Consider the following 26,039-nt stretch of genomic DNA (forward strand, 5'->3'; position numbering starts at 1 on the left):
GCCGTCGCGGCCGCTACTTCGGCGCCTGGTTGTACACGAGGTTGCGCTGGATGTCGTTGGCCCCCTCGTAGATGACCGGGACGCGCACGTCGCGGTAGACCCGCGCCACCCGTCGTTCGGTCAGCACGGACCGGCCGCCGTGCAGTTGCATCGCCTTCTGCGCGCAGTCGTTAGCCGTCTCCGTCGCCTTGAGCTTCGCCATCGCCGCCCAGAAACCGGCGTCGTCGCTCCCCGCGACCTGGTCGGCCGCGCGCCAGGTCAGCGCGCGGGCGGCCTCGAACTCCGTCCGCATGTCGGCCAGCTTGTGCTGGACCGCCTGGAACTCGTCGACCGAGCGGCCGAAGGCCTCGCGGTCGTGGACGAACTCCCACGCCTCCTCGATGGCCGCCGCCGCCATCCCGATGCCGTGACCGCCGACGATGACGCGGCCGTGGTTGAAGAAGTCGGCGAGCATGTAGAAGCCAGCGCCCTCGACACCGATCAGGTGGTCCTCGGGCACGCGGCAGTCCTCCAGGGTGAGATGGGCCTGCTTCGACGCCCGGAAGGCCATCTTCTCCGGGATGTGCTCGGCGTTGTAGCCGTCAGTGTCCGTCGGCACGACGAACAGCGAGTAGTTGCCGTAGCGGTTGTTCTCGTCGTCGCCGGTCTTGGCGTACACCGTCACCCAGTCGGCCTCGACGCCGTTGCCGATCCAGTACTTCTCGCCGTTCAGGACGTACTCGTCGCCGTCCTTCTCGGCCGTGGTGGCCATCCCGGCGAGGTCGCTCCCGGTCTCGGGCTCGGAGACGGCGAGCCCGGTGATCTGCTCGTTCTCGGCGACCGGACGGAGGAACTCCTCTTTCAGCTCCTCGTCGCCGTGTTCCTCCAGGATCTCCGCGCCGAAACTCGCCAGTTGCAGGGTCAGCGCGATGCCGGCGTCCGCGCGGTAGAACTCCTCGGCGATGGCCAGCACCTGCTCCAGCGAGAAGCCCTTGCCGCCGTACTCCTCGCCGATGTCCTGGGCGACCAGTCCCGCGTCCATCCCCGCCTCCAGCACCTCCGTCGGGTACTCGCCGGACTCGAAGTACGCCTGGGCGTTCGGGGCGATATGTTCGGCCGCGAACTCACGGGCCTGTCGCTTTACGTCGTGTGCTTCCTCCGGGACCGGCCGCTCGTCCAGTAGTTCCATACCCTCTCAAAGGCCGGCAGTACCAAATAAATCTCGGCACGGTAGCAAACTCGTGAAGGGTTTATAATTTATTCGTGTCCGGCGAGTGTGGCGTCTCCGAGGGTGCGCCGTCAGGACCCGGGCGCGGCGTCGTCGGGAACGCGTCCCTCGACGAGCGACTCGTCGCCGTACTCCTCGCGCAGGGCCTGTTTGTTGAACTTCCCCGTCGCGGTCTTGGGGACCTCGTCGATGAAGACGACGGTGTCCGGCACCCACCACTTCGGATACGATTCGAGAACGTGGTCGCGCAGCGACGACTCCAGCGCGCCGGTGTCGGCGCCCTCGACGGGCACGACGAGCGCGAGCGGGCGCTCCTGCCAGCGGTCGTGGGGGACGCCGACGACCGCGGCCTCGCTCACGTCCTCGTGGGCCATCAGTTCGTTCTCCAGTTCCTGCGAGGAGATCCACTCGCCGCCGCTCTTGATCACGTCTTTCGCGCGGTCGACGATCTTGAGGTAGCCGTCTTCGTCGACCGAGACCACGTCGCCGGTCTTGAGGTAGCCGTCCTCGAACTCCGCCTGGTTCGCGTCCGGCCGCCCGAAGTACTCCGTCGTGACCCACGGCCCTTTCACCCACAGCTCGCCGAAGTCTTCGCCGTTCCACGGCACCTCGCCGCCGTCGTCGTCGACGACCCGGAACGCCAGCCCGGGCGTGATCAGGCCCTGCTTGGACCGCTTTTCGAGTCGCGTCTCGTAGTCGGCGTCCCGGAGGTCGCGCTTGACGTGGGCGGCCGCGCCGACCGGCGAGGTCTCGGTCATGCCCCAGGCGTGGAGCAGTTCCACGTCGCGGTCGTCGAAAAAGCGGATCATCGCCTCGGGCGCGGCGCTGCCGCCGACGACCAGCCGGTCCAGCGCCGAGAGGTCCACGTCGTTGTCCTTCACGTACTCCATCAGTCCGAGCCACACCGTCGGGACGCCAGCGGTGACGGTCACGCCCTCTTCTTCGATGAGTCGCGCGAGGTCCGCCGGCTCGGGCTGGGGGCCAGGGTAGACGTGTTTGGCCGCGCCCGCCGTCGCCGAGAACGGCAGCCCCCACGCGTTGACGTGGAACATCGGGACGACGGGCATCACCACGTCGTCGTCGTCCAACGGGATCCCCTGTGGCTGCTGGAGCGCCATCGTGTGACTCCACAGCATCGACTGGGTGTACTCGACGCCCTTCGGACGGCCCGTCGTCCCCGACGTGTAACACATCCCGGCGGGCTGGTCGGCGTCGTTGTCGGGCCAGTCGTACTCGGTGGGGTGGCCGTCGATGAACGACTCGTAGGCCACCGCCTCCAGGTCCGTGTCGGGGACCGACTCGCCCATCACGACGTAGCGCTCGACCGACTCGAACGACGAGGGGTCGTCGGCGTACGCGCCCTCCAGCTTGGGGAGGAACGACCGGTCGACGAACAGCGTCCGGTCCTCCGCGTTCTCGACGATGTACTGGACGTGTTTGTCGGGTAGAAGCGGGTTGATGGTGTGCAGTTGCGCACCCATCCCGGGCACACCGAAGTACGTCTCGAAGTGCCGGTGGTGGTTCCAGCAGAACGTCCCGATACGGTCGCCCTCCCCGTAGCCGGCGTCGTCGAGCGCGCCGGCCAACTGCGCCGTCCGGTCGCCGTACTCGTCGTAGTCGTACCGGACGACCCCCTCGTGCGTCCGCGAGACAACCTCCGTCTCCGGATACAGCTGTTCGGCTCGCCACAGGAACGGCGCCAATGTCTGGTCGGTTCCGCCTGGCATGCCTTAGCACACGCACCGCTGGTACAAGAAACGTGCATGAACGATCGGGTCAGATCCGCGTTCGGCACGGTCGGTCCGCCGGACGGTCCCGCCGCTAGACTTCGATCTGCTGCATCAGCGCGACGAGTTCGTCGAGTTGTGGGAACGTGTAGACCTTCACGTCGACGTTGGAGTCGGGCGCCTGGACGTGCGAGTCGAACATCAGGGCCATGTCGCTCTCGCGGTCGCCGACGAGGTCGTCGACCATCCCGCTTCCCGGGCCGAAGATAAAGGACGGCGGGCCGATGTCGATGGTGGTGTCGAGGACGTTCGCCCACCCGTCGATAAAGCCGCTCGTCATGATGTTGCCGATCTCCTGGATCGCCGACCGTTCCATGTCGGTGAACCCGCTCGCGTTCGGGTCCGTCTCGCCCATGTCACCGATCATCCCGTGGGAGAGTTCCTTCGCGCTCCCGGCTTCGAGCAGAAAGAGGATGTGGCCGTGGGGCGGCTCGACCATCTCGATGCTGATGCCGATCTGCTCGGCGTGGCCGACGTGAGTTTTGATGTCGGGGATGTCGATGAAATTGATCTTGGTGATCTCCATCTCCGTCTCCATCCCCGTCATCTGGCTGAGGTGGTCCGCGACCGTGTTCCCGCCCTCCTTGGCCATCTTGTTGAACAACCCGAGTTTCCGGATATCTATCTTCAGACTCATTGGCGACCCTGCGAGGTGGGCAGGCGTTTCGACCCGACCCACATAAGCGGTCCCCCCCGATTTTCGCGAGCGAGACTCGGCGTCGGACGAGCGGCCGGCGGTCCGGCCGTCCCCACTCTCTCGCAGGCCGCCTACCACTCCCGCTGACTGACCGACACGCCCTCGCCGAGCGGCAACAGCGTCGTCTCGAAGCCGTCGGCGGCCCCGACCGCGTCGAGGTAGTCGGCGATCCCCTCGGTCATCCCGTTCATCCCCGAGCGGTCCGCACCGCCCGCGGCGCCGCCGTCCTCGAAGTACGCCCGGAGGTCACCGGCGTCGATGGACCCGCCGGCGACGGTGTTGTCGGCGGCGACGATCCCACCGGGCGCGACCTTCTCCCGGACGGCCTCGAACGCCTCGGCGTAGCGCTCCTTCTGGCAGTCGATCAGGACCACGTCGAACGGCCCCTCGTAGTCGTCGACCGTCTCGATGGCGTCGCCGTGTTCGAACGCGGCGCGGTCGGCGAGATCTCCACGAGCGAGGTACTCGCGGGCCTGGTCGAGTTCGTCCGCGTCGATCTCGGTGAGGACGACCTGCCCGTCCGCGGGAAGCTCCCGCGCGAACCAGTACGCCGAGTAGCCAAAGCCCGACCCGAACTCGAAGACGCGCTCGGCGTCGGCAAAGCGGGCCAGCATCGCCAGCCACCCGCCGACCGCCGGTCCGACGTACGGAAACCCTTCGTCGCGCGCCTGCTCTCCCATCTCCGCGATAACTCCGTCGGCTTCGGGACCCAGCGCGGTCGCGTACGATTCGAGGAACTCGGCGATCTCGTAGTCGGCCATACCCGGGGTTCGACCGCCGCCCGGATAAGCGCCCCCGCCCCGGCCAGGCGTTCCGGGATCTGGGGAGGGGACAAACACCGAGCGTAGAACCCTTTCATTCCCACCCGTGTCGGCTGCTGAACAGTCTACGTGGGTGGGAATGAAAGGGGCCGACCGTTCCGGGAAGACGGGCGACGCAAGCACTGCAGCGAACGCAGTGAGCGAAGCGCGCAGCGAGACCCTCGACCGGAACGGTCGGGGGCTTTCACGCTGTCCGCGGTGATGTTAGTGGTCGCGATAGTCGCTCCGGAGTCCCTCGCACTCGTTCCATCACCCGACTCACCAGCAACTCGAACTCCGAGCCGTCGAGAGATTCATACCGATCCGACCGTAACTTCGAACATGTCAGAGACCCCTCCGGGGCCCAAAGGCGAGCCGCTGTTCGGGAGCAGTCGGCGCTACGCGCGGGACCCCTTCTCGTTCATCTCGGCGCTCGAAGAGACCTACGACGACGTGGCCAACTTCGACATGGGGCCCATGGAGACGTACATGGTCACCGGCCCCACGGACATCGAGCGGATCCTCGTCTCGGAGGCCGACTCCTACCGCAAACCGGAGTTCCAGAACGACGCGCTGGGCGACCTGCTCGGCGACGGCCTGCTACTGAGCGAGGGCGAGACGTGGGAACGACAGCGCGAACTGGCCAATCCCGCCTTCCGCATGTCGCGGCTGATGGGGATGGCCGACCGGGTCACCGGCCACGCCGAGTCGATGGTCGGCGGGTGGACCGCGGGACAGACGGTCGACTCCGAGGGGGCGATGGCACGGGTCACGCTACACGTCATCCTCGATTTGATGATGGGCGTCGAGCTCTCCGACTCACGAGTCCGGACGGTGCAGGACCAACTCGACCCGCTCGGCCGCCGCTTCGAGCCCGACCCGTTGCGCTTCGCGATGCCGGACTGGGTGCCGATGCCCGGCGACGAGGAGTTCGAATCCGCCGTCGCCACTCTCGACGACGTACTGGACGACATCGTCGCGGCCCGCCGCGGGCGCGAAGGGGTCCGCGGCGTCTCGACGGTGCTCGACTCCCCCACCGAGGGCGACGGTCCGCCGATGGACTTCCTGTCGCTGCTCCTGCGGGCGCAAGACCGCGGTGAACAGTCCGCGGAGATGCTCCGCGACGAGATGATGACGATGCTGTTGGCCGGCCACGACACCACCGCGCTGACGCTCACCTACACGTGGTACCTGCTCTCGGAACACCCGGAAGCCGAGCGGCGTGTCCAGGAAGAGGTCGACGACGTGGTCGGGGACGAGCGCCCGAACATGGACCACGTCCGGGAGTTCGAGTACCTCGACTGGGTGATCAACGAGGCGATGCGGCTGTACCCGCCGGTGTTCACCATCTTCCGCGAACCCACCGAGCCCGTCGAACTGGGCGGCTATCGCGTGGACGCGGGCTCGACGCTCATGCTCCCCCAATGGGGCGTCCACCGGTCGGCCCGCTACTGGGACGACCCCGAGACGTTCGACCCCGAGCGGTTCAGCCCCGACCGCCGCGACGACCGGCCGCGGTTCGCCTTCTTCCCGTTCGGCGGCGGGCCGCGCCACTGCATCGGCAAGCACCTCTCCCTGCTGGAGGCGAAACTCATCGTCGCCACCGTCGTCTCCGAGTACGAACTCGACTTCCAGGGCGAGGGGCCACTGGAACTCATGCCGTCGCTGACGATGCACCCCCGTCAGACGATGGAGTTCCGAGTCGAGGAGCGGTAGACGGACGGCACCGTTCCCGTCGCCGAAACTTCTACTTTGGATCGAATACGACGTATTAGATATGAGCACCTCGATTCGGATCTCGGACGCGACGAAGCGGAAACTCGAAGCGCTCAAGCGTGAGGGGGAGTCCTACGACGACTTGCTCGACCGACTGGCGCGGTCGGACCGCGACGTGGCGGAGATGGCCGGGTTCGGTCCGGACGGTACCGACGAGCACATGCGATCGAAACGGGCGGAACTGAACGAATCCTTCGAGGGTCGGGAGAGCCCCGGTGAACCGCGGGACCGGTCCGACGAGGAATGATCTGTCTCGACAACAGCGTCCTCCGAAAATTCGCGGACCCAGATCCCGACCCACAGGTCGTCACGTATCTCGACAGTCACGCTTCCGAAGTTTGGATCGTCCCCGCTATCATCGCCTATGAATTCTACAGCGTGGAGTCCGACCGAACCGCCGTGCAGCGACTGCAGTTGCTTCTTCGCGAAGCTATCGACGAGATACGTCCGTTCACCGACGACGTCGCAGTCGAGGCTGCTGTACTGGAGGGAAGTCTCCAGAAGCAAAATCGCTCTCTCGGGACTGCGGACCTCTTGAGCGCAGCGACTGCCAGAGAAGCAGGTGCGACGTTCGTCACTGCAGACAAACGTGATTTCGACAAAGCACCGCTACACGAGCTTCTGGAACTCGACATCATCGACGTTTCCTGATCAGCGAGCATCCAGCGCCGCCCGCCCCTCGTCGATCCACCACTCCAGATCGCTGTAGGCTTCGGGCCAGCTGGTCAACAGCCGATGTCCGTCCGCGCTCGCCAGTTCCTCGGCCGTCCAGAACCGCACGTCGACCACCTCGTCGTCGGCCTCGGGAGTTCCCGACACGTCCGCGTAGTCGGCGGCGTAGCAGAGATACGTCTTCTGCACGTCGCCGAACTTCGCGAACGTCCGCGCGTCGAACAGCGCCAGGTCGTCGGGGTCGACGGTCAGCGTCGTCTCCTCTTGGAGTTCCCGCGCGCCCGCTTCGTCGGGGTCCTCGCCCGCCTCGACCATCCCGCCGGGCGTTCCCCACAGGTCTCGGTCCGACGCGTCGACGTTCACGAGCAGGACGCCCTCGCCGTCCTGGGGCTTCGCCGCACTGCCCGGGGGACTCCGTCCCCCGCTGTCGAGGACCGCCAGCCGCGCCGTCGGGATCGGGTTGAAGAACTCGTACTCGCCGCAGTCGCCACAGCGCTGGACCGCCGGCGGGTCGACGGCTTCGAGCGGGCCGCCGCAGTCCGGACAGTAGTCGGGCGGCGTGTTCGGCATACCGTCGCGTGCGCGGGCCGACCACCTAACTCTACGGTGCGCTCGCGGCGGCTTCGGGTGTCACCGGTTGCGGCTCACCGGGAACTTCACGCGGTCGGGGTACTCGTTGAACTCGGCGAGAATCTTCTCGTAGAGTTCGTTCTTCGTCCGCTGGCCGCGCCGCGGGTGGACGATGTATCTGACCTTCAGTTTGACCCACGAGGTCTCCTGTTCGACGTTGACCGTCGGCCGGGACTGCACTTCGAGTTCGACGGGCGTCTCGGCGAGGCGTCTCCGGTAGCGCTCGACGTTGCGTTCCATCTCCTCCCCGACGACGTCGTTCGCGACCCGGATCATCGTCTCCCGGGCGAACGCCAGGTCCGTCTCGTAGGCCACCTCGACGTCTATCTCGTTCCAGACGTACGGGAAGTCCTCCTGGGTGAAGTTCTTGACGTGGGAGGACAGCACCACGGAGTTCGGGACGGTGATCGTCCGCCCCGAGGGCTGGTTCGAGGAGACCAACTCGCCGTTGATCTCCCACAGCGTCGTCACGAGGAAGTTCACCTCCACCACGTCGCCCTTGGAGTCGTCGATGGCGACCCGGTCGCCCACCTGGTACGGTCGGTTGACCATGATGTACACCCAGCCGATGAGCGAGAAGAGGGGTTGCTGGAGCGCGAACGTGATCCCGAAGCCGACGACGCCCAGCGAGAACAGGACGCCGAGCCACTGCTCGGTGACGACGCCGGCCAGCCCGACGGTCCCGACCAGTCCGAAGGCGAGCCGGAGGACGTTGCGCAGGTCGTGGCGCCGGCGCTTGCTGGCCGCTCGCTCGGTGAGCCAGCCGCCGACCACGCGGTAGGCACCGTACGTCGCGAGGACGACCGCGGCCACCAGAAGCGCAGTCACCGCGGCCCGTTCGACCGACACGCCCCAGACGCTGCCGAACCCGAACGTCGCGGCCGCCACGAACCGACTCGCTACCGCCGCGACCGCCGCCACGCCCAGCGAGACGTACCCGACCCGTCGCATCTGCCAGTCCGCTCGCGGCCCCGCCACAAAGTTCCACGGGGTCGACCGCGCGACTACGCGGTCGCCGCGGCCCACAGCGAGCCGCCGCTACCCCGTTCGGTACGTGTTTTATCTGCCGGGCGTCCCAACCGTCGAGCGATGGTATCCACAGGCGATTCCGCACCGACGTTCACCGCGACGCTCGGCACGAGCGACCACGAGGACTTCGACCTGGCCGACCACATCGGCGACGGGCCGATCGTCCTCGCCTTCTTCCCCGGCGCGTTCACACCGCCGTGTACCAACGAGATGGTCGCCTTCCAGGAGCGGCTCGGCGACTTCGAGGACGCCGGCGCCACCATCTTCGGCATCAGCGCCGACTCGCCGTTCTCACAGGGCGCCTTCCGCGAGGAACACGGCATCGAGTTCGATCTGCTCAGCGACATGGACGGCGACACCATCGAGGCCTACGGCCTGACGATGGATATCCCCGACCTGGGCCTCTACGGCAACGCTAACCGCGCCGTCTTCGTCGTCGACGACGAGGGCACCGTCGTCTACGACTGGGTGGCCGACGACCCGGGCAACGAGCCCGACTACGACGAACTGCTCGACGCCGTCGAATCGGCCTGAGGGCGACACCCGTTTTCACCGCCGTCGTTTCCGAGGACGCTGTTCCACCCTCAGAGCCGCTCGCGAGCCAACGGACCGACCACCGGAAACTCGAACGCCATCCCGTTGTACGCCGTGAGCATCGCGACGACCCAGACGACGGGCACCACGTTGAAATACAGGAACGGCAGAAACGCCGCCGTCGGGAACAGGGCGACCAGCGCCGCCCCGAGGTAGACACTCTGGAGCGTGTGGAACGCGTCGCGCTCGGCCGGTTCGGTGACGTACCGGATCACGAGCCCGCTCACCGGCATCGCGAGATACGACAGCGCCGCCAGCGTCCGCCTGTTCCACAGCCGGCGGCCGGCCGGCTCACCCATCGGTCGGCACCTCGCAACTGTGTCGGTGGGTCACTGTCCGTTCGTTGGATCGGGCGGGAGAAAAATTCACGTGTCGGCGGTCGACGACCGGCGGAAACGGGTCGAGCGTCGTGTCGGCGGTCAGCCGAACAGGACGCTCGCGGCGTCGAAGGCGCTCGGCGAGAGGAGGCCGAACGCGGGCAGCAGGGCGAACGTGACGAACGCGGCGATGACGACGGCGGCGTACAGCGAACTCGGGTAGCCGCCGAGGTCGAAGTCGCCCTCGGGCTCCTCGATCCACATCGCCTTGACGACCCGGCTGTAGTAGAACAGCGACAGGGCGCTGTTGACGATGAGCGAGGCGGCCAGCAGCCACGCGCCGGCGTTGACGGTCCCCAGCAGCAGGTAGAGCTTCGAGATGAAGCCACCGCCGACCGGGAGGCCGGCGAGACTGAACAGGAAGATGGTCATCGCGGCGCAGGCCAGCGGCGCCTGCTTCGAGAGGCCGTTGAAGTCCTGGAAGGTGCGGCCGACCCCCCAGTACTCGGTGAGCGCGAGGAACAGGAACGCGCCGGTGTTCATGAAGCCGTAGACGAGCAGGTGCATCATGCTCGCGCCGAGGACGAGCCCCTGGTCGGGACCCGACAGCGCCGCGAGGCCAATGAGGACGTAGCCGGCGTGGCCGACCGAGGAGTAGGCGAGCATCCGCTTGACTTTCTCCTGGGTGGCGGCGGCGAAGTTGCCGACGGTCATCGTGACGACCGCGAGGACGGTGACGGCGGTGACCCAGTCGACCATCGGGTCGCCGCCCGCCAGGCCGCCGACCTCCGGGAACGCCGTGAGGAACACGCGGAAGGCGACGACGAACCCGGCGGCCTTCGAGGCCGACGAGAGGAACGCCGACACCGGCGCGGGCGCGCCCTCGTACGCCTCGGGCGCCCAGAAGTGGAACGGGACGCTCGCGGTCTTGTAGGCGAACCCGAGCAGCATCATGATGACGCCGACGCCGAGGACGCCGGCCGGGATCGCGGACCCGGTGGTCAGTGCCTCGGCGACGGCCTCCAGCTGGAGGCTGCCCGTCGCGGCGTAGACGAGGCTGATCCCGTAGGCGAGCACGGACGACGACAGCGCGCCGACGAGGAAGTACTTCAGGCCGCCCTCGACGCTGCCGCGGTTCTTCTTGAGGAACGCGACCAGCGCGAACGACGGCAGGCTGGCGAGTTCGAGGCTGACGAACACGGTCGCGAGGCTGTTAGCCGAGGCCATCAGCGACATGCCCGTCGCGGCCATGATGACCAGGCCGTAGTACTCGGCCTGGTACTCCTGTCCTTGGAGGTAGTCGTAGCTCGCGAGCGTCACCAGCGCGGTCACGCTGCCGACGATGACGATGAAGAACAGGCTCATCCCGTCGACGATCAGCGCACCGCCGTACAGGTCGATCGCGCCCGTCCCGCGCGGTTGACCGACGCCGAGCACGAGGAAGTAGCCGGCGACGAGGAACGACACGAGCGCGCCGACCGTCGAGACTCCCGCGAGGACGGCGTTGGAACTCGTCCCCGGCTGTGGCTCGATGCTGTCCAAGACGAACAGCAACATGGCCGTCACGCCCAGCGCGATCGCCGGCGCCAGCGCGACCCAGTCGGCCACCTGGAAGCCCGCGATGTCGACTACCACGGCGCGACACCTCCCTGGAACAGCGCGCCGGCAGCGTCAGCGATCGCCTCGTACGGAACCGCGAGAGAGACCGCTCCTGGCGGGAGCAGCGGGTTGACCGCGTTCTGGATGTCCTGATACACCAGCCCGGGGTCGACGCCCAGGGCGATGACCAGCACCAGGAGTACGACCAGCGGCGCCACGTCGTGGACGGGCGCACGCGACACGTCGTAATCCGTGGCGAGACTGTACTCGCCGAACAGCGTCCGCTGCATCGCCCACAGCAGGTAGCCCGCCACGATGACGATGCCGAACATGCCGGCGGCGGTCACCAGCGGCGCCGCGGGGATGTACGGCGAGGCAAAGGCGCCCTGGAAGATGAGGTACTCGGCGGCGAAGCCGGCCATCAGCGGCAGGCCCATGTACCCGAACGCCGCGGCGACGAAGATGCCGACGGTCCAGGGCATCCGGTCGGCGATCCCGGAGATGTCGCCCACCATGCGCGTGTGGGTCTCGTTGTAGATGACGCCGACGGTCATGAACATCAGCCCCGAGATGAGGCCGTGGGCGACCATCTGGAACGTCGCGCCGCCGAAGCCGTACGGCGTGAACGCGACCAGGCCCAGGATGACGTACCCCATCGACGAGATCGACGAGTAGGCGACGATGCGTTTGAGGTCCTGCTGGGCCAGCGCGAGCATCGCACCGTAGATGATGCTGAGGACGCCGAAGGCGACGATGATCGCCGCGTAGTCCTGGGCGACCCCCTGGAGCATCGTGAAGTTGAACCGCAACAGCGCGTAGGTCCCCATCTTCAGGAGGACGCCCGCCAGCATCACGGAGACGGGCGTCGGGGCCTCGACGTGGGCGTCCGGCAGCCACGTGTGGACCGGGAAGACGGGCACCTTCACCGCGAACCCGGCGAACATCAGCGCGAACGCGACCACGCGGAGCGTGTCGGGGGCGATGCCCGCGACGCTCCCGAGGGCGCCGTCTTCACCGAGCGCCTGCGCGATGGCGGGCAGGTCGAAGGTGGAGATGGAGTCGCCCAGCCCGAACACGAGCGCCATGAAGCCGACGAACATGACCAGCGTCGCCACGTTCGTGTAGACGAAGAACTTGATGGCGGCGTACTTCCGGCGCGGGCCGCCCCAGACGCCGATGAGGAAGTACATCGGGACGAGCACGGCCTCCCAGAACACCAGCCACAGCATGAAGTCCAGCGCGGTGAACACGCCGATGAGGCTGGCCTCCATCAGCAGCATGAGGCCGTAGAACTGCGACTGGCGCTCGTCGATCGGCGTCCACGAGCTGACCAGCGCGAGCGTCGTCAGCACGGTCGCAAGCACGAGCAGCGGTAGGCTGATACCGTCGAGGCCGACGTGCCAGGCCAGATCGTAGCGGCCGAGGCTCAGCCAGCCGATCGTCGACTCGAAGGCGATGTCGCCGTCGGCCATCAGCGCGTTACCGACGCCGTCGAAGGCGGTGTACATCCACAGCGAGATACCGACGGGGACGAGGCTCACCGCGGCGGCGAGCTTGCCCGCCCACTCGTCGGGCGCGAGGAAGACGGCCAGCGCACCCAGCAGCGTGGCGCCCAGCAGGGCCTCGACGGGCCCGGCGATCGGCATCAGGCACCACCCCCGAGGACGACGAAGACGACCAGCAACAGTGCGAGCGACAGGGTCATCAGCGCCGCGTAGTTCGAGACGACGCCCGACTGGATGCGACGGAAGCGCGAACCGGTAAAGAGGCTCACGCTACTGACGCCGTTGACGACGCCGTCGACGACGCCCTGGTCGAACTTGTCCGCGGCCCGCGCGATCGGGACCGTCACGCCCTGTGCCAGCCACACCTGATATTCGTCCTGGTAGTAGTTGTGCATGAGCAGCGTCTTCGCACCTCCCAGCTTGTCCGTGTGCTCGGCCGGCTCGGCCGCGCCGTAGAGGCTCCGGGCGACGAGCACGCCCGCGACGGCCAGCCCCAGCGACAGCGCCGCCGACACGATCAGCGTCGTCGACTCTCCGCCGATGGGGTAGGCCGGGTCGACGTGGGGCACGTTGTGCAGCAGTTCCTCGTAGTGGTGCAGGTCCGTCGACAGCGCCTCGGGCCAGCCGCCCTCTTCGGGTCCGTTGACCCACTTGTGGAGGAAGTCGATTTCCAGGCCGGCCAGCTTTTTGACCGGCGCCATGTTGATGAATCCGACCGTCGCGGCGCCGATACCCAGAACCGCCAGCGGCCCTTTGACGTTCCAGCGCACCGGTTCGGGGTCCCGAGCCGTCTCGGAGCGCGCGTCGCCGTGGAAGGTCAGGTAGACCATCCGGAACGTGTAGACGCCCGTGAAGAACACGGCGATCAGCCCCATCGCGTACGCGAGGAGATACATCGTCCCGAGCATCCCGTCGGTCCCGAATCCGTGGATGAGCGCCTCGAACAGCACCTCGTCTTTCGACCAGAAGCCCGCGAACGGGACGATGCCCGCGAGCGCGAGCGATCCCGAGAGGAACGTCCAGTAGGTGACGGGCATCTTCTCTTTCAGCCCGCCCATGTCCCACATGTTCTCGTTGTGGTGCATGGCGATGATGACCGACCCGGCGCCGAGGAACAGGAGCGCCTTGAAGATCGCGTGAGTGGTCAGGTGGAAGACGGCGGCGACGTACCCACCGGAGCCCAGCGCGAGCATCATGTAGCCGTACTGGCTGATGGTCGAGTAGGCGAGCACCTGCTTGAGTTCCTGCTTGACGATGCCCATCGTCGCCGCGAACAGCGCCGTGAAGCCGCCGATCAGCGCGATGACCGCCAGCGCCGTCGGCGAGATCGCGTAGAAGCCGTACATCCGGGCGACGAGGAAGACGCCGGCCGCGACCATCGTCGCCGCGTGGATGAGCGCCGAGACCGGCGTCGGGCCCTCCATCGCGTCGGGGAGCCAGGTGTGCAGCGGGAACTGGGCGGACTTGCCGACGACGCCGCCGAGCACGAGCAGCCCGAGGACCGTGAACCAGGTCTGGGCGCTGTAGCCGGCGGTGTAGATCCCCTCGGCGCCCTCTGCGAGCGCCTGTTCGGCCAGCTGCGGGAAGCTCGCCATCGTGCCCGAGGCGGTCTCGACGGGCGCGAACAGGCCGGTTCCGAAGGTGGCGAAGATGCCGACCACGCCGACGAGGAAGAAGTAGTCACCGAAGCGGGTGACCAGGAACGCCTTCTTCGCGGCCGACGGCGGGCCGTCCTCGCGGAACCAGAAGCCGATCAGGAGATACGAACAGAGCCCGACCAGCTCGAAGAACATGAACGCCATCAGGATGTTGTTCGAGAAGACGAACGCGAGCATGCTCGCCGTGAACAGGCCGAGTCCGGCGTAGTACCGGGGCAGGCCCGTCTCGCCCTCGTCGTTCATGTAGCCCAGCGAGAAGACGTGGACCAGCAGGGCGATGAGCGAGACGATGACGAGCATCAGCGCCGTCAGCGGGTCGACCAGGATACCGAACCGGAGCGTGAGCGCGCCGTCGGCGACGCCGGCGACCCACGTGTAGAGGTTCTCGTTGTAGTAGGTCGCCGTGCCGGTGATCCCGGCGACGGTCAGCGCCGTCCAGATCGAGAGGACGAGCGAGCCGGCGGTCGCGATGATGCCGGCCTCGGCGCCGCGCTTCGGCATGTACTGCCCGGCGAACAACGAGACGACGAACGCCAGGAACGGGAGCGCTGCGATCGCGGGAACGAAGTCGAATGCACCTGCCATGCTTACCACCTCATCGTAGCCGCTTTAGTCACGTCCACGCCCTCGAAGTTGCGATACAGGACGAGGATGATACCGATACCGACCGCCACTTCCGCGGCGGCCAGCGCCATCACGAACAGCGAGAACACCTGCCCCGTGAGGTTCCCGTAGTGGAACGAGAACGCGACGAGGTTGATGTTCGCCGCGTTGAGCATCAGCTCGACGGACATCAGGAAGATCAGGGCGTTGCTCCGCGTGAGAATGCCGTAGACGCCGATGCAGAACACCGCCGCCGACAGCAGCAGGTAGTACTGGGTCGCGATAGCCATCAGTCCTCACCCCCGTCGGAGCCGGTCGCCCCGTCGGTTCGGTCGGTGTCGTCCCCGCGGCCCGCGAGCCGACGACCGCCGTCGGTCAACGCGGTGACGACGCTCTCGTCGCCTTCGCGACGCGCGAGCGTGACGGCGCCGTCCAGCGCCGCGTCGAGGACCAGCGCGATGATGATAAAGGCGACCAGGAAGCTCTCGGCCGGGATCGCGGCCTGGTCGGCCATGTTGAACATCGCGTAGCCGATACTCGCGACGATGCTGCCGTCGGGGAAGCCGGTGGGCTGTCCCAGCTCCGACATGAAGAACACGTAGGCCATGACGGCGAACAGGGCCAGGGCGGCCAGCCCGTTGACGTAGTTCACGTCGGTCGCCAGCCGCGGACGGGAGGTCATGTCGCCACCTCGTCGGACTGGGTGTCTTTCTCCGTGAGCATGATGGCGAACGTGATGAGGATGAGGACCCCACCGACGTACACCAGTATCTGCATCGCGGCGATGAACTCGGCACGGAGCATGACGTAGTACACTGCCACCGACAGCAGCGCCACGCCGAGCATCAGCGCCGAGTGCCAGACGTCGCGCGCTAACACGACGCCGAGGCTGCTCCCCAGTGTGACTATGGCGAACAGCGCAAACGCGATTGACTCGAGCAATGCCATCGTTGTCTCGAACCTCCTACCGGACGCCCTTTGAAGATTTCTGTATCGTCCCGCGCGTGGCCGCTCACGCGCCCGAAACCGTTAACGATTCGACGCAAACCACCGGTCGACCCGGCGTCGACACCCGTATCGACGCCTGACGTGTTCGGGACGCGTCGCTCTCGACCCCGTCGCCCGCCCGAGCCGCGCGCCGCGCCGCTCGCGCGCGCTCGGACCCCGGTTCGGGCGACGTGCGACGCCGGCCCGCGTCTGCTTACTCGATCCGGCTCTCGTCGTATCGGGAGACGTATCGGACCGCCAGCAGGAGCACGCCCAGGCCCGACCCCACGGTGACGACCCCGAACGTCGCCATCCCGAGCGGCGACGCCGGCAGGTCGACGAGGAAGAACAGGGTCGGGTCCATGCCCTCGGGGTTGACGTAGCCCAGCAGAGCGCCCATGGTGCCCGCGACGCCCAGCACGGCCAGGTACACCGCCAGGACGACGCGCGAGCCCGCGACCCGCCCGCCGAGCGCCAGTCGATCGGTGTTGGCTGTCACGACCGGCGGTTGGGACTGCGGGTGGTTAGCCTTTTCACATCGCGGCCGCTAGCTGGGGTATGAGCGACCTCGACGACGACTCCGGGTTCTCGGAGAAAGAACTCCTGCTGTTCGTCCTCACCGCCATCGCACTGCTGATGGGCGCCTCCACGTTCGTCCTCGTCATCGGCGGGTAACGCGGCCCATCGGCCCGCCACGCGCGACCTCGGATCGCACACCGACCGACAGCGGCGGCTCCGACCGCTCGCGGTGGCGTAACTCGGAGTGGCGTGGAACCGGGCAACACGTCGAGAGCGCTTCGGAAAAACGAGCCGAGGACGGGGTCGTCAGTCGTCGGTCGCGTCGTCCGGGTCGGAGTCGCCGCCGTCGACGGTCTCGCCGCCGTCGGAGCCAGGCTCCGACGAGGTGTCGTTCGCGTCACTCACGACACCGCCGTCGGTCACGGCCTTCTCCTCCTCACCGCCGTCGGCGAGAGCCGTGGTGATGCGGCGCTCGTGCCACTGGAACTCGCGGCCGTGCTGGTCGGTCTCCTTGAGGTCCCACGGGTCGGGGTCCTCGAGCTTCGGACCCTCCAGCCAGGACTGCAGCAGGTTCCAGACGAAGATGATCTGGCCCAGCAGCAGGATGACCGCGCCGACCGAGGCGGCCTGGTGCATCAGCGTCACCATGTTCAACGGCGCGATGGCGCTGTTGAAGTCGTAGGTCGCGTAGCGGCGGGGCATGCCGAGGTACCCCAGGAACAGCATCGCGAAGAACGTGATGTTGGTCCCGATCATCGACAGCCAGAAGTGGGCCTTGCCGAGCGTGCGCTGGTACATCCGCCCGGTGAAGATGGGGAACCAGTAGTAGATACCGGCGAACCCGGCGAACGCGATGGCGCCCATCACGACGTAGTGGAAGTGACCGACCACGTAGTAGGTGTCGTGGAGGATCTGGTCGACGGGGACCGACGCGAGGAAGACGCCGGTCACGCCGCCGATGATGAAGTTCGAGACGAAGCCGATACAGAACAGCATCGGCGTCGTCAGCCGGATGCGGCCGTTCCACATCGTCGTGATCCAGTTGAACGTCTTGACCGCGGAGGGTATCGCGATAGCCAGCGAGACGGCCATGAACGAGGCCCGCAGCCGCGGGTCGATGCCCGTCGTGAACATGTGGTGGGCCCAGACGCCGAAGCTCAGCACGCCGATCGCGAGCGTGGAGTAGACGACGAACTTGAAGCCGAACAGCTTCCGGCCGGAGAACTTCGGGATGACGTAGCTGACGATCCCCATCGGCGGGAGGACGAGGATGTACACCTCCGGATGGCCGAAGAACCAGAAGAGGTGTTGCCAGAGGATGGGGCCGCCGCCCTCGACGGCGAAGAACGTCGTCGCGAGGTTGCGGTCGAGCAGCAGCATGATCAGCGCGCTGCCCAGCAGCGGGAACGCGAAGAGGATGAGCGCCGACTGGGTGAGGATGGTCCACGAGAAGATGTCGAGGTTCGCCCAGTTGACGTCGTCGTCGCGTTCGGTGAAGATGGTCGCGATGAAGTTGATCGCGCCCATCGTCGCCGAGACCCCCGTGAGGTGCAACCCGAGCAGCATGAGGTCGACGCCGGCGTTGGCCTGTTCGGCCGACAGCGGCGTGTACATCGTCCAGGCCGTCTGGGCGCCGGTCATCCCGGGGAGGAAAAAGCCGGCCCAGATGAGGAGGGCGCCCGGCGGGAGCAGCCAGAAGGCGATGGCGTTGATCCGCGGGAACGCCATGTCGTCGGCCCCGATGAGCAGCGGGACGAAGTAGTTCGCGAACGCCGCGATAATGGGCGTCCCGAACAGGAACAGCATGGTGATCCCGTGGCTCGTCAGGATGGCGTTGTAGAAGCCGTTCTCGAAGAGCGCGCCCGTCGGCGCGATCAGTTGCATCCGGATGCCGAAGGCCATCAGGCCGCCGACCGCGAACGCGATGACGGCGTACGTCCCGTAGAGGATGCCGATGTCCTTGTGGTCGACCGTCGTCAGCCAGCGAGTGATGCCGGCCGGCTTCTCGCGATTGACGACGGCCCCGGCGTCACCGTAGCCGCCGCCCCCACCGCTCACGAGCGGTGTATACGAGCGCCAGTCCTCGACCCGTGAGAGAAACGCTGCGACGCCGACGAGGAAAACCCCCATCAGCACCGTCAGCGTGAGCTGCGCTGATACCATGAGGGAACCTCGGGACTGGTACCATATGAATGGTTAGGAAACCTTCCCGCGGAACCCGTTCGCGTGTCCGGGTGTTACAGGGGAACCGGGGCGTCGGGATCGACCGGAGGGGGAGGGGTGGGGTCGGGCGGGCGGGACCGCTCGGGGCGAGCGTCCGACGCGAGAACGGTCGGTCGTTCGGTGGCGATCCGACGGCGGTCGTGCAGGTCTGACGCGTCGACCGCGGTCTACGACAGCCTCACTCGTGTTCGCGTTCCATCTCTTTCTCCGCCGTCGAGATGGCCTTGCCGGCGTAGTACGTGAGGATCGTCAGCAGGATCGCCGTGACGCCGACGATGGCGAACTGCAGGCCGGTGACGAGCGGGTCGACGCCCCACGTCGGGAACAGCACGAACGCGCCGATGAAGAAGACCAGAATGCCGAGGGGGATGAAGTTGACCGTCAGGTCAAGCATCGTCTCGCGGTCGAAGATCTTCTCTGACATACCACGGAGTTCGGTCAGGCGGCTAAATATACTGTCGGTTCGGACCGGCGAGCGCGCGACTGGACGGCGAATCCGTTCGGACCGACGGGCGGTGAGACATCGCGTCCGCCCGACGACCCGTTCAGATCCCCTGCTGGGTCCGCCCGGCGGCCTGGCTGGCGACGGCGGCGGCGACGAGCATCACGCCGGCGACGGCGACGGCGAGGCCGCGGCCGACGACGCCGTTGGGGTCCGTGACGATCTCGAGGAGGCCCACCGAGGAGCCGGGGACCTGGGTCGCCACGAGGAGGCCGCCGAGCGCGGCGAACCCGGCCCCGAGCAGGGCGAGCGCCCGCCAGGGGCGGCTGGCGTACCCCGACTCGCCGAGGATGCCCGCGACGCTTCCGCCGAGCAGGAGGACCCCGCCGACGGCGAGCGGGAACACTCCGAGGAAGACGCCGATCTCCGCCAGGGCGAACCCCACCGCCACGAGGAGCGGCCACGGGCTGGCCGTCCGATACTGGTCCGACAGTCCCGGTTGCTCTTCCATGTCCCCGCATTGGAACCGGTCCGTCATAGGTACACCGAACTCCCGCGCGCGACGACCCGAAGATGATCGACGGCCCCGGGGAACTCACGGACGGCCGGTCGCCGATTCGGGCTCGTGGTCGTCGCGGGTCCGGGCGTCGGCCGGTCGGACGTGGGCGCAAAGTATTTGGTTCGCATGGGGCTTGTCCAACACAATGACTACGCGCGCTGTGGAGCAGTTCGACGAGTGGGAGTCGTCGCCGTTCCGCGACGGCTATCGCGGCCTGCACGACCTGGCCGATTCGGGCTTTTCCGGTATCGTGGAGGCCGGCATCGCCAAGCTCTGTATGCTCAACGGGACGGCCGTCGGCATCCTCGAGGGGGACATCGGTGACTTCGAGGGCTGTCTCTTATACACNCATCAGAGATGTGTATAAGAGACAGCGGCGTACGAGGCGCCCTCGCCTGCGCTCCCCCTGCTCGCGCTCATGCAGGAACAGAACGAGGAGGTACGGGGGAAGTACTACTCGGAGGATACGCCGCTCTCCGAAATCGACGACACGCTCTCCGATGGGGGGTTCACCGGCTTCATCGAGCTCTCGGAGAACGTCCTCAGCGGCGACTACTACGTCGTCTACCACCGCGGCCGCTCGATGGCCGTCGCCTGGGTGGGCAACAGCGGCCAGTTGCTCACCGACGACGAGGCGTTCGAGCGCGCCGACGACGAGGTCGGCATCTTCGCTGTCCACCCGGCGGAGCTCGACCCCGTCGAGATTCCCGACGTCGACGACGGTACGGACGCCGCCGGGACCGCCGACTCCGACGCGGTGGCCGCCGCCGGAGGGACGACCGCGGTCGACGAACCCGACCCGGACGCCGGGACCGATCCGGACACCGCCGCGGCCGAAGACACCGCCTCCGCGGAGCCGACCGCAGGTGCGGAGCCGGACGACACGTCGCGGGCCACCGAGTCGGGTTCCGCCGGTTCCGAGCCCGCGGACAGGGACTCGACCGCGGAACCCGGACCGGCCGACGCCGACCCGGTCTCGGACGAGGCGACGGCTGGCACCCCGGAGACAGTCGACGAACGGCCCCGAGACTCGGACGCAGTGACCGAGAACGGACCCGGCGAAGGGGCCGCGAACGCGAGCGGGGCCAGCGACGGCTCGGGCACCGACACCGCGGCGACCGAGACGGGAGACGGACCCGCCGACCGCTCCGGCGACCGGAGCCGAACCGGGGGGTCGGTGGGATCCGACCGCGCACGCGAGAGCGAGCGGTCGCCGGCGACCGACGCGGACCGAGTGGGTGAGACCGGCGGACGCGCGACCGACCGGGACGAGGCGGAGCGGACGCCCTCTGACCGGGAGACCGACCGAGGGGATCGGCCAGACCCCTCGGAGCGACGGAGCGACCGTACGGACCGAGACGGGGCCGGCGACGACCGGACCCCGGAGCGCGGATCGACCTCGCGGACCGCCGAGCCGGCGACGGATCGTGGTTCGGACCACGGGTCCGGAGCGAGTGCCGACCGAACGGAGTCACCGGGCGGCCGGGGACGCGAGTCGACCGAGTCGCGGCCGACCGACGCACACGCGAGCGAGTCGAGTCGGGACGCGGTGCGCGACCGTGGCGGCGGTGCGACCGATTCGCCGGACAGGACCGCCGACACGGGCCCCGCCGAGGAGTCGCGCGCGGTCGGCCGGAGCGGCGACTCCGGTGGCGCGGCGGCGGGCGCCACCACCCCGGGCCAGCTGGAGACGCACTCGATCCCCTCGCTGGACCCCTCGCGGACGACGACCCGCGAGTCCGACGACGGGGCCGCCGCGGCGGCGTCGACACCGGACGACTCGCCGGCCGGGGGCTCGACCGAGACCGCCGCGGCGTCGGCGGTCAAAGACGGGTCCGCGTCGCCCGCCCGCGAGCCCGACGACCGGGGGAGCGGCCGAACAGAGGACCGGGACCAGAGGGCCCCGACGGGCGCGTCGGAGACGCACTCGGAGGCCGCGTCGGCGGAGTCGCGGACGGCGGAGGCCGCGCCGCCCGACTCGCGAGCGGGCGAGTCGGGGGTCGGACGGACCGACGAGCGGGTGGCCGACCTCGAAGACGAACTCGCCGAGCGCGAGAGCGAGATCGACCGCCTGGAGGCCGACCTCGCGGCCGCCGAGTCCGAGCGCGACGAGCTGCGCTCGCAGCTGGAGGTGGTGCGGGCCGAGCGCGACGACCTGCAGTCCCGTGTCGAGCGCGTCGAGTCCGACCGCGACCAGCTGACGCGCGAGCGCGACGGGCTGGAGTCGGAGGTCGCCGACCTGCAGTCCGAGGTCGAGCGGCTGGAGGGGCAACTCGCCGAAATCGAGGAGGAGTTCGGCGCGGCGGTCGACGCCGAACAGCGGTTGAGCCCGGGCGAGGCGCTCGACGGGACCAACCTCTTCGTCCGCTACGAGTCCAAGGGGAAGGCGACGCTGGAGACGGCCCACGCCGGCGAGGCGAGCCGCCAGGAGGTCGGCGAGAACCTCGGGCTTGAGTACCACACCCAGTTCGACAGCGCGACGGCCTCGGTCGGCGGCCGGCCGTTCGACGAGTTCCTCCGCGACACGATGCAGTTCCGATTCGTCACCTGGGTGATCGAGAACCTGCTCTACGAGATCCGCGACACCGGTAAGGTGTCGGCGCTACAGGACCTCTACGACGCGATCCCGCAGATCGACCGCGCCGAACTCAACGGGACGGTCACCACCGAATACACCGAGGACGGCCAGGAGCGCCGGAGCCAGGAGTCGTTCGACGTGGTGATGCGCGACCGGATGGGCAACGCCCTGCTGACCGCGAACATGAACGACTCCCGCCAGGCCGCCAGCGAGAGCATGATGTCGGCGCTCGTCACGGCCTCCTCGCACGTCGGCGAGTCGACGGCGTCGCTCGGCGCCTCCTTCCTCGTCACGTCGAGTTTCTTCGAGCCGGAGGCGCTGGAGACCGCCGCCGACGCGACCAGCGGCGGGCTGCTCAGCCGCGACAAGCGCGAGAGCTTCGTGAAGCTGGCCCGCAAACAGGGGTATCACCTCTGTCTGGTCGAGGCGCGAGAAGAGAAGTTCCACCTGGCCGTCCCCGAGCTGTAGAACGGGCGACGACTCCGAAAATCAGTTCTCGACTTCGGCCGCTTCCTCGATTTTCATCCCTTCGAGCTTCTCGATGATGTGGTCGACCTTGCCGTCCAGGTCCTCGACGAACTCCCCTGTCTGTTCGGTCGTGATAGCGCCCTGGCTCGACGGCTCGATGAGGTTCTCCTCCTCGAGAACGCGCAGCGAGTACCGCACCTTGTGGTGCGGGTAGCCGGTCTCGTTGGACATCTTGACGATCCCGATCGGCTCGTTCTGGATCACCATCCGCAGTACCTGCAGATGCCGCTCCAGCATGTCTACTTCCTTCTCAAGTCTGTCTATCATGGCAATTGTTAACTTGTGTTTGAGGGTTTTAAAGGTTGCTGTCGGCCCGGGGATCGAAGGAAAGCGAACCGGCTTCAGGTGCCGCGTTACGCTCGGACGGCCACGCGACGAGCTACCAGTTTCGGGCTTGACCGTGGTAGCAGTTAACGATTCCGGTCACGGGGGCGGTCGGTCACCGGGGCGAAGCGTGCGGGAGTCCGCGCTGGGGCCGCCGCGGTCGGTGTCGTGGCCCCGTCGAGCGGGGCGGCCGCCGGACCGTAATCTGTTTACACCGGCCCACGGAATCTCGGGTGTATGACCGTCACCATCGTCGGTTCGCAGCTCGGCGACGAGGGGAAGGGTGGCATCGTCGACGTCTACGGTGAGGAGGCAGACGTCGTCGTTCGCTACCAGGGCGGCGACAACGCCGGCCACACCGTCGTCCACGAAGGCGAGGAGTACAAGCTCTCGCTCGTGCCGAGCGGCGCGATCCGCGGCAAGGTCAACGTGCTCGGCAACGGCTGTGTCGTCAACCCCCGCACGCTGTTCGACGAACTCGACGCCCTCCGCGAGCGCGGCCTCGACCCCGACGTGCGCGTCGCCGAACGCGCCCACGTCATCCTCCCGTACCACCGCCTCCTCGACGGCATCGAGGAGGAAGTCAAGAGCGAGGACGACGACGAGATCGGCACCACCGGTCGCGGCATCGGCCCTACCTACGAGGACAAGGCCGGCCGCCGCGGCGTCCGCGTCGGCGACCTGCTCGACCAGAGCGTGCTCCGCGAGCGTCTGGAGTACGCCGTCCCTCAGAAGCGCGCGCTCGTCGAGGACGTGTACGGGCTGGCTATCGACGACCTCGACGACCCCGAGGCGCTGGATCTCGAAGCCCTCTACGACGAATTCGCCGGCTACGGCGAGCGCCTCGCCGGCGAGGAGATGACCGTCAACGCCGGCGACTTCCTGGCCGACCGGCTGGCCGCCGGCGACAACGTCATGTTCGAGGGGGCGCAGGGGACCGTCCTCGACATCGATCACGGCAACTACCCGTTCGTCACGTCCTCGAACCCGACCGCGGGCGGCGCCGCCGTCGGCTCCGGGGTCGCCCCGGGCGCCGTCGGCGACGGCGAGGTCGTCGGCATCGTCAAAGCCTACCTCTCGCGGGTCGGCAGCGGCCCGATGCCGACCGAACTCGGCGGCGTCCCCGGCGACACGCCGGGCTACGACGGCGACCCCGAGAACCCCGAGACCGAACGCGAGGAACTGGCCACCTACATCCGCGAGGAAGGCCACGAGTTCGGCACGGTCACCGGCCGCCCGCGGCGGGTCGGCTGGCTCGACGTGCCGATGCTTCGCCACGCCGCCCGCGTCAACGGCTTCACCGGCCTGGCCGTCAACCACATCGACACCCTGGCCGGCCTGGACGAGGTGAAGGTCGGCCACACCTACCGGCTCGACGGCGAGGCACTCGACACCATGCCCGCCACGACCGAGAAGTGGGCCGACTGCGAGGCCGAATTCCGGAGCTTCGACGGCTGGGACGACTGCGACTGGGCCGACGTCGCCGCCGAGGGCTACGACGCGCTGCCCGAGAACGCGAAGACGTACCTGGAGTACCTCGAAGCCGAACTCGACGCGGCGGTGTACGCCGTCGGCGTCGGCCCCGGCCGCGAGGAGACGGTCGTCCGCGAGAACCCCTTCTAACCGCGATCGGTCCGGGACTCTCCGGCTCGCCGCCCGGCGCCCACTGTCCGCCACCGGCGATCGGAGTCGTGCAATATTTTCCGCTCCGCGAAAGCTACTTGTTCCGTCGCACTGGCATGTGTATGTGTAGCAAAGACACACGGTACCTCGCCCGAGTACCGGACGGCAATGTATCGAGCGGCTGAGCGGTGGTGGGCCGCGGCCGGAGTCAGACGAGATCACAGTGTCAGCACACGACTCACCGATACGACGCAGCGTCGAGGTCGAGTACTGGGTGATAGACGAACGGGGGCGGTTGACGACGCCGGGGTCGCTCGTCGAGGCGTCCCCCGGCGCCGAGCGCGAGTTCGTCGAGCCGCTGCTCGAGATCAAGACGACACCCTGCGAGACGACGAGGGCCCTGCGCGACGAACTCCGCGAGCGCGTGACAGCGGTCCTCGACCGCGCCGACGAGGTGGGCAAGGGACTCGTCCCGCTGGCGACACCGATCCACGCCGAGGAGATCGCCGATATACCGGCCGAGCGCACGCGCATCCAGAACGAGGTCGTCGGGTCGGCCTTCGAGTACGTGCGCCACTGCGCGGGCACGCACGTCCACGTCGAGCAGCGGCCGGGGGCCGCGGTCGACCAGCACAACGCCTTCGTCGCGCTCGACCCGGCGCTGGCGCTGGCCAACTCCTCGCCGTACTTCCGGGGCCAACGCCTCGCTGCGGGCGCCCGTTCGAAGCTCTACCGCTGGATGGCCTACGACGACCTGCCCCACCAGGGCCGGCTGTGGCCCTACGTCGCCGACCGCGAGGAGTACACCCGGCGGCTGGAGCGGCGCTACGAGGACTTCGAGACGGCGGCCATCGACGCCGGGGTCGACCGCCGGGCAGTCGCCAAGCACTTCGACCCCGACAGCGCCGTCTGGACGCCCGTCCAGTTCCGCGAAGCGTTCTCGACCGTCGAGTGGCGCTCGCCCGACGCCGCCCTCCCGAGCGACGTGATCCGCCTGGCCGACCGGCTCGCCGCCCTCGTCGGCCGTCTGGACGAGGTCGAGGTGCGGATCGAGGGCGACCGCGGCCGGGTCGGTCGCGACGAGATCGTCCTGCCGGAGTTCGACGCCGTCATCGGCTACGTCAACGACGCGATCCGGGACGGCCTCGCCTCGGCGTCGATCCGGGGCTACCTCGACCGGATGGGGTTCGACGTGGACGCCTACGACCCGGTGGCCCACGAGATCGACGGCCGGGCGACCGTCTCGCCCGAGGCGGCCCGCGACATCAGGCTGGAACACGCCGACCGGCTCGCGGCCGACGTTCGCCGGGTCGGCCCGCTCACCGGCGACTGACCGTCCGCCGGGACCCGACCGCGCCGGCGCGACGAGCGACCGCCCGGCC

The 26,039-nt window shown here is 68.0% G+C and carries 25 protein-coding genes; 7 read left to right on the forward strand and 18 right to left on the reverse strand.

What is annotated here, in order from left to right:
- Positions 1-13 precede the first annotated feature (13 nt).
- From C475_RS19625 to C475_RS19640, 4 genes are all read right to left on the reverse strand, one after another.
- The gene (locus C475_RS19625) at positions 14-1,168 is read right to left on the reverse strand and encodes an acyl-CoA dehydrogenase family protein (RefSeq protein WP_006885645.1); all 1,155 of its coding nucleotides are present in this window, start codon (positions 1,166-1,168) and stop codon (positions 14-16) included.
- Positions 1,169-1,278: 110 nt separating this feature from the next.
- A complete protein-coding gene (locus C475_RS19630; protein WP_006885646.1) occupies positions 1,279-2,934 on the reverse strand; it encodes a long-chain fatty acid--CoA ligase in 1,656 nt (551 codons plus the stop codon).
- 94 nt (positions 2,935-3,028) lie between these two features.
- The gene (locus C475_RS19635; RefSeq protein WP_006885647.1) at positions 3,029-3,631 is read right to left on the reverse strand and encodes a chemotaxis protein CheC; all 603 of its coding nucleotides are present in this window, start codon (positions 3,629-3,631) and stop codon (positions 3,029-3,031) included.
- Positions 3,632-3,762: 131 nt separating this feature from the next.
- Entirely contained in the window at positions 3,763-4,452 is a 690-nt protein-coding gene (locus C475_RS19640) for an O-methyltransferase (RefSeq protein WP_006885648.1), read from the reverse strand.
- A gap of 381 nt (positions 4,453-4,833) precedes the next feature.
- Here C475_RS19640 and C475_RS19645 point away from each other — a divergent pair, with 381 nt between their 5' ends.
- The 3 genes from C475_RS19645 to C475_RS19655 all read left to right on the forward strand — a co-directional run bounded on the left by C475_RS19645 (position 4,834) and on the right by C475_RS19655 (position 6,918).
- On the forward strand, positions 4,834-6,207 hold the full coding sequence (locus C475_RS19645; protein WP_006885649.1) for a cytochrome P450: 1,374 nt from the start codon (positions 4,834-4,836) through the stop codon (positions 6,205-6,207).
- Between the two features lie 61 nt (positions 6,208-6,268).
- Entirely contained in the window at positions 6,269-6,514 is a 246-nt protein-coding gene (locus C475_RS19650) for a DUF7557 family protein (protein ID WP_006885650.1), read from the forward strand.
- Entirely contained in the window at positions 6,511-6,918 is a 408-nt protein-coding gene (locus C475_RS19655; RefSeq protein WP_006885651.1) for a type II toxin-antitoxin system VapC family toxin, read from the forward strand. Before C475_RS19650 ends, C475_RS19655 begins: the two co-directional genes overlap by 4 nt.
- Here the strand turns inward: C475_RS19655 and C475_RS19660 are convergent, their stop codons facing one another.
- Positions 6,919-7,509 (reverse strand): NUDIX hydrolase, encoded by a 591-nt coding sequence (locus C475_RS19660; protein ID WP_006885652.1) that lies wholly within the window; start codon positions 7,507-7,509, stop codon positions 6,919-6,921.
- Positions 7,510-7,569: 60 nt separating this feature from the next.
- Positions 7,570-8,520, reverse strand: coding sequence for a mechanosensitive ion channel family protein (locus C475_RS19665; RefSeq protein WP_049931045.1), 951 nt, complete (start codon positions 8,518-8,520; stop codon positions 7,570-7,572).
- A gap of 138 nt (positions 8,521-8,658) precedes the next feature.
- Here C475_RS19665 and C475_RS19670 point away from each other — a divergent pair, with 138 nt between their 5' ends.
- Positions 8,659-9,132: a redoxin domain-containing protein gene (locus C475_RS19670; RefSeq protein ID WP_006885654.1), complete on the forward strand. Its 474-nt coding sequence runs from the start codon at positions 8,659-8,661 to the stop codon at positions 9,130-9,132.
- A gap of 50 nt (positions 9,133-9,182) precedes the next feature.
- On the opposite strand, the gene C475_RS19675 is transcribed toward C475_RS19670, so the two are convergent.
- The 11 genes from C475_RS19675 to C475_RS24080 form a co-directional block, all read right to left on the reverse strand.
- Complete coding sequence (locus C475_RS19675) at positions 9,183-9,491, reverse strand: hypothetical protein (protein WP_006885655.1); 309 nt, start codon at positions 9,489-9,491, stop codon at positions 9,183-9,185.
- Between the two features lie 120 nt (positions 9,492-9,611).
- On the reverse strand, positions 9,612-11,132 hold the full coding sequence (locus C475_RS19680; protein WP_049931065.1) for an NADH-quinone oxidoreductase subunit N: 1,521 nt from the start codon (positions 11,130-11,132) through the stop codon (positions 9,612-9,614).
- Between the two features lie 5 nt (positions 11,133-11,137).
- Positions 11,138-12,754: a complex I subunit 4 family protein gene (locus C475_RS19685; protein ID WP_006885657.1), complete on the reverse strand. Its 1,617-nt coding sequence runs from the start codon at positions 12,752-12,754 to the stop codon at positions 11,138-11,140.
- Positions 12,754-14,856: an NADH-quinone oxidoreductase subunit L gene (gene nuoL, locus C475_RS19690; protein ID WP_006885658.1), complete on the reverse strand. Its 2,103-nt coding sequence runs from the start codon at positions 14,854-14,856 to the stop codon at positions 12,754-12,756. Before nuoL ends, C475_RS19685 begins: the two co-directional genes overlap by 1 nt.
- Positions 14,857-14,858: 2 nt before the next feature.
- A complete protein-coding gene (gene nuoK / locus C475_RS19695; protein WP_006885659.1) occupies positions 14,859-15,164 on the reverse strand; it encodes an NADH-quinone oxidoreductase subunit NuoK in 306 nt (101 codons plus the stop codon).
- The gene (locus tag C475_RS19700; protein WP_006885660.1) at positions 15,164-15,556 is read right to left on the reverse strand and encodes a hypothetical protein; all 393 of its coding nucleotides are present in this window, start codon (positions 15,554-15,556) and stop codon (positions 15,164-15,166) included. The genes nuoK and C475_RS19700 overlap by 1 nt, the downstream gene beginning before the upstream one ends.
- The gene (locus tag C475_RS19705; protein WP_006885661.1) at positions 15,553-15,822 is read right to left on the reverse strand and encodes an NADH-quinone oxidoreductase subunit J; all 270 of its coding nucleotides are present in this window, start codon (positions 15,820-15,822) and stop codon (positions 15,553-15,555) included. The genes C475_RS19700 and C475_RS19705 overlap by 4 nt, the downstream gene beginning before the upstream one ends.
- A 253-nt stretch (positions 15,823-16,075) precedes the next feature.
- Positions 16,076-16,360: a DUF7520 family protein gene (locus C475_RS19710; RefSeq protein WP_006885662.1), complete on the reverse strand. Its 285-nt coding sequence runs from the start codon at positions 16,358-16,360 to the stop codon at positions 16,076-16,078.
- Between the two features lie 326 nt (positions 16,361-16,686).
- Positions 16,687-18,510: a cytochrome c oxidase subunit I gene (gene ctaD / locus C475_RS19715; protein ID WP_193366328.1), complete on the reverse strand. Its 1,824-nt coding sequence runs from the start codon at positions 18,508-18,510 to the stop codon at positions 16,687-16,689.
- A gap of 271 nt (positions 18,511-18,781) precedes the next feature.
- Positions 18,782-19,027, reverse strand: a complete 246-nt coding sequence (locus C475_RS19720; RefSeq protein ID WP_006885664.1) for a DUF6684 family protein — start codon at positions 19,025-19,027, stop codon at positions 18,782-18,784.
- A 121-nt stretch (positions 19,028-19,148) separates the two neighbouring features.
- Positions 19,149-19,556, reverse strand: a complete 408-nt coding sequence (locus C475_RS24080) for a DUF7541 family protein (RefSeq protein ID WP_006885665.1) — start codon at positions 19,554-19,556, stop codon at positions 19,149-19,151.
- Positions 19,557-20,022: 466 nt separating this feature from the next.
- On the opposite strand from C475_RS24080, the gene C475_RS19735 reads away from it, so the two are divergent.
- Complete coding sequence (locus C475_RS19735) at positions 20,023-22,650, forward strand: DUF7527 domain-containing protein (RefSeq protein WP_006885667.1); 2,628 nt, start codon at positions 20,023-20,025, stop codon at positions 22,648-22,650.
- Between the two features lie 21 nt (positions 22,651-22,671).
- Here the strand turns inward: C475_RS19735 and C475_RS19740 are convergent, their stop codons facing one another.
- The gene (locus C475_RS19740; RefSeq protein ID WP_006885668.1) at positions 22,672-22,977 is read right to left on the reverse strand and encodes a hypothetical protein; all 306 of its coding nucleotides are present in this window, start codon (positions 22,975-22,977) and stop codon (positions 22,672-22,674) included.
- Between the two features lie 294 nt (positions 22,978-23,271).
- Between C475_RS19740 and C475_RS19745 the strand changes: the two genes are divergently transcribed.
- Together C475_RS19745 and C475_RS19750 are read left to right on the forward strand one after the other, a co-directional pair.
- Entirely contained in the window at positions 23,272-24,657 is a 1,386-nt protein-coding gene (locus C475_RS19745; protein WP_006885669.1) for an adenylosuccinate synthase, read from the forward strand.
- Between the two features lie 223 nt (positions 24,658-24,880).
- Entirely contained in the window at positions 24,881-25,990 is a 1,110-nt protein-coding gene (locus C475_RS19750) for a glutamate-cysteine ligase family protein (protein WP_006885670.1), read from the forward strand.
- The last annotated feature ends 49 nt before the right edge of the window (positions 25,991-26,039 follow it).

Source organism: Halosimplex carlsbadense 2-9-1 (genome assembly GCF_000337455.1).
GTDB classification, from domain to species: Archaea; Halobacteriota; Halobacteria; order Halobacteriales; family Haloarculaceae; genus Halosimplex; species Halosimplex carlsbadense.

Excerpts from the sequence above, each read along its gene's own strand:
- C475_RS19625 (WP_006885645.1), bottom strand. The coding sequence starts at position 1,168 with ATGGAACTACTGGACGAGCGGCCGGTCCCGGAGGAAGCACACGACGTA.
- C475_RS19630 (WP_006885646.1), bottom strand. The coding sequence starts at position 2,934 with ATGCCAGGCGGAACCGACCAGACATTGGCGCCGTTCCTGTGGCGAGCC.
- C475_RS19635 (WP_006885647.1), bottom strand. The coding sequence starts at position 3,631 with ATGAGTCTGAAGATAGATATCCGGAAACTCGGGTTGTTCAACAAGATG.
- C475_RS19640 (WP_006885648.1), bottom strand. The coding sequence starts at position 4,452 with ATGGCCGACTACGAGATCGCCGAGTTCCTCGAATCGTACGCGACCGCG.
- C475_RS19645 (WP_006885649.1), top strand. The coding sequence starts at position 4,834 with ATGTCAGAGACCCCTCCGGGGCCCAAAGGCGAGCCGCTGTTCGGGAGC.
- C475_RS19650 (WP_006885650.1), top strand. The coding sequence starts at position 6,269 with ATGAGCACCTCGATTCGGATCTCGGACGCGACGAAGCGGAAACTCGAA.
- C475_RS19655 (WP_006885651.1), top strand. The coding sequence starts at position 6,511 with ATGATCTGTCTCGACAACAGCGTCCTCCGAAAATTCGCGGACCCAGAT.
- C475_RS19660 (WP_006885652.1), bottom strand. The coding sequence starts at position 7,509 with ATGCCGAACACGCCGCCCGACTACTGTCCGGACTGCGGCGGCCCGCTC.
- C475_RS19665 (WP_049931045.1), bottom strand. The coding sequence starts at position 8,520 with ATGCGACGGGTCGGGTACGTCTCGCTGGGCGTGGCGGCGGTCGCGGCG.
- C475_RS19670 (WP_006885654.1), top strand. The coding sequence starts at position 8,659 with ATGGTATCCACAGGCGATTCCGCACCGACGTTCACCGCGACGCTCGGC.
- C475_RS19675 (WP_006885655.1), bottom strand. The coding sequence starts at position 9,491 with ATGGGTGAGCCGGCCGGCCGCCGGCTGTGGAACAGGCGGACGCTGGCG.
- C475_RS19685 (WP_006885657.1), bottom strand. The coding sequence starts at position 12,754 with ATGCCGATCGCCGGGCCCGTCGAGGCCCTGCTGGGCGCCACGCTGCTG.
- nuoL (WP_006885658.1), bottom strand. The coding sequence starts at position 14,856 with ATGGCAGGTGCATTCGACTTCGTTCCCGCGATCGCAGCGCTCCCGTTC.
- nuoK (WP_006885659.1), bottom strand. The coding sequence starts at position 15,164 with ATGGCTATCGCGACCCAGTACTACCTGCTGCTGTCGGCGGCGGTGTTC.
- C475_RS19700 (WP_006885660.1), bottom strand. The coding sequence starts at position 15,556 with ATGACCTCCCGTCCGCGGCTGGCGACCGACGTGAACTACGTCAACGGG.
- C475_RS19705 (WP_006885661.1), bottom strand. The coding sequence starts at position 15,822 with ATGGCATTGCTCGAGTCAATCGCGTTTGCGCTGTTCGCCATAGTCACA.
- ctaD (WP_193366328.1), bottom strand. The coding sequence starts at position 18,510 with ATGGGGGTTTTCCTCGTCGGCGTCGCAGCGTTTCTCTCACGGGTCGAG.
- C475_RS19720 (WP_006885664.1), bottom strand. The coding sequence starts at position 19,027 with ATGTCAGAGAAGATCTTCGACCGCGAGACGATGCTTGACCTGACGGTC.
- C475_RS24080 (WP_006885665.1), bottom strand. The coding sequence starts at position 19,556 with ATGGAAGAGCAACCGGGACTGTCGGACCAGTATCGGACGGCCAGCCCG.
- C475_RS19735 (WP_006885667.1), top strand. The coding sequence starts at position 20,023 with ATGCAGGAACAGAACGAGGAGGTACGGGGGAAGTACTACTCGGAGGAT.
- C475_RS19740 (WP_006885668.1), bottom strand. The coding sequence starts at position 22,977 with ATGATAGACAGACTTGAGAAGGAAGTAGACATGCTGGAGCGGCATCTG.
- C475_RS19745 (WP_006885669.1), top strand. The coding sequence starts at position 23,272 with ATGACCGTCACCATCGTCGGTTCGCAGCTCGGCGACGAGGGGAAGGGT.